Origin of the sequence: Streptomyces huiliensis, assembly GCF_020037025.1 — a bacterium.
GTDB classification, from domain to species: Bacteria; Actinomycetota; Actinomycetes; order Streptomycetales; family Streptomycetaceae; genus Streptomyces; species Streptomyces huiliensis.
Genome location: NZ_JAIQLH010000302.1, coordinates 1 through 2,159, shown reverse-complemented (window position 1 = coordinate 2,159; position 2,159 = coordinate 1). Strand labels below are relative to the sequence as shown.

The 2,159-nt window shown below is 74.2% G+C and carries 1 protein-coding gene and 1 pseudogene; one reads left to right on the top strand and one right to left on the bottom strand.

Going from position 1 to position 2,159, the window contains the following annotated elements:
* Positions 1 to 374: pseudogene (locus tag JNW98_RS31740) on the bottom strand (SGNH/GDSL hydrolase family protein); the annotation flags it as partial.
* A gap of 394 nt (positions 375 to 768) precedes the next feature.
* Here JNW98_RS31740 and JNW98_RS31735 point away from each other — a divergent pair.
* Entirely contained in the window at positions 769 to 2,154 is a 1,386-nt protein-coding gene (locus JNW98_RS31735) for a DUF445 domain-containing protein (protein ID WP_372459367.1), read from the top strand.
* The last annotated feature ends 5 nt before the right edge of the window (positions 2,155 to 2,159 follow it).

The following is a 2,159-nucleotide window of genomic DNA, read 5'->3' as shown; positions in this document are numbered from 1 at the left end:
CCCCCCGTCTCCGGGCCCGCGGAGACGGCGAGCGAGGCGTGGGTGAGGCGCAGCGGCCGGTTGCCGAACAGGTTGGAGACGCGGATACGGGCACCGGTGCCGCCGACGCTCGTGTGGATCACGTTGCGGATGGACGTCCCGGGAAGCCCGGCCGGCGCCCGCGGATCGGCGGCGGCGGGCGCGGCGGCCCAGGAGCCGGTCCAGCCGTTCACCGCGGCGGGCGCGGCGTCCGGCCGCCGGTGCCGCGGTTCCTCGCCGCCCACCTCGCCGCCCGCGGTCCCCAGGAAGATCGCCGTGGACACCAGGGTGACGACGGCCACCAGCGCGGCGAGCAGGGCACAGGCGGTGCCGCGGGACAGAGGGGGCCGGGTCATCGCGGGAAGTCTCCTGAACGGCGGTCGGACGGAGCGGGATCCGGGCGGGCCGCCGGGGAAGGCGCCCGTACGGGTGCCGCCGCGGCCCGGTCGCCGGATCCATGATCCCACGCGGTCCGCGGGAGCTCCGGGCGGCCGGACCACCGGTGCGGACCGGCCGCGACGTGTCAGACGGTGGGAACTACCGGGCCGTTCCCCGAGTCGAGCGGGTAGAGAGAAAAGAGCTTTCCCGAGCGGGACGGGGAAACCTCTGAGGAAACGCGGACGGGTGGTACGGATGAATCGGTCCCAAGGGGACGCGGCGGCGGGCGCCGAAGGCGGTGGAGAGTTGTCCGGAGACGAGCGGTCCGCGAGGGAGGAAGGGACGCCCGGAAATCGGCCGTCTGGGGGAGTGATGCCCGAAAAGACCCACCGAGGAACGGCAACGGCCCAGGAAACGCCACCCGAGAAAACCCCACCTCACGACACCCCACCCCACGACCCTCCACCCCCCGACGCCCCACCCGTCGGCTTCACCTACAGCGAGGCCGACGAGCGCAAACGCCGCGGCGTCCGCCGCATGAAGGCCTTCGCGACCGGGCTGCTCCTGGCGGTCGCCCTCGTCTACGCGCTCGCCACCTGGGCGAAGTCCTCGGGGTCCGCGGGCGTGGGCCCCTGGGCGGGCTACGTGGCCGCCGCGGCGGAGGCGGGCATGGTGGGCGCGCTGGCCGACTGGTTCGCCGTCACGGCGCTGTTCCGCCGCCCGATGGGCCTGCCGATCCCGCACACCGCGATCATCCCGACCAAGAAGGACCAGCTCGGACAGAGCCTCGGCGAGTTCGTCGGCGAGAACTTCCTCTCCGGCGACGTCGTCCGCCGCCGGCTCCGCGCCGTCGGCATCGGCTCCCGCCTGGCCGCCTGGCTCGCCGCTCCCGAGCACGCCGACCGGGTGACCGCCGAACTGTCCACCGCCCTGCGCGGGGCCCTGCGGGTGCTCCGCGACGCGGACGTGCAGGCGGTGGTCGGCGAGGCCGTCACCCGCCGGGCCGACGCCCAGGAGATCGCGCCGGGCCTGGGCAGGATGCTGGACCGGATCGTCGCCGACGGCGGCCACCACAAGGTCGTCGACCTGGTGTGCGCCCGCGCCCACGACTGGCTCGTCGCGCACGGGGACTCGGTGATGCAGGCCGTCACCGGCGGCGCTCCCGGCTGGACGCCGCGCTTCGTCGACCGCAAGGTCGGCGAGCGCGTCTACAAGGAGCTGCTGCGCTTCGTCACCGAGATGCGCGACATGCCAGGCCACCCGGCGCGCGGCGCGGTCGACCGCTTCCTCGCCGACTTCGCGGGCGACCTCCAGTCCGACCCTGACACCCGGGCCCGGGTGGAACGCCTGAAGACCGAGGTCCTGGGCCGCGCCGAGGTGCAGGACCTGATCGCGTCGGCCTGGAACTCCGTCCGCGCGATGGTGGTCGCCGCCGCCGAGGACGAGCGCAGCGAACTCCGGCTGCGCGCCCGCACGGCGATCCTCTCCCTGGGCGCCCGCATGACCGCGGACGAGCGGCTGCGCGCCAAGGTCGACGGCTGGCTGGAGGACGCGGCCGTGCACGTGGTGACGACGTACCGGGACGAGATCACCTCATTGATCACCGAGACCGTGGCCGGCTGGGACGCCGAACAGACCTCCCGCAAGATCGAGGCCCACATCGGACGCGACCTCCAGTTCATCCGCATCAACGGCACGGTGGTGGGCGCGCTGGCGGGCCTGCTCATCTACTCCACGTCCCGCCTGCTGGGCGCGTAAGCCCC

What these genes read in the sequence shown, in the direction of transcription:
- JNW98_RS31735 (WP_372459367.1), top strand. Translation starts at nt 769, where the DNA reads ATGCCCGAAAAGACCCACCGAGGAACGGCAACGGCCCAGGAAACGCCA.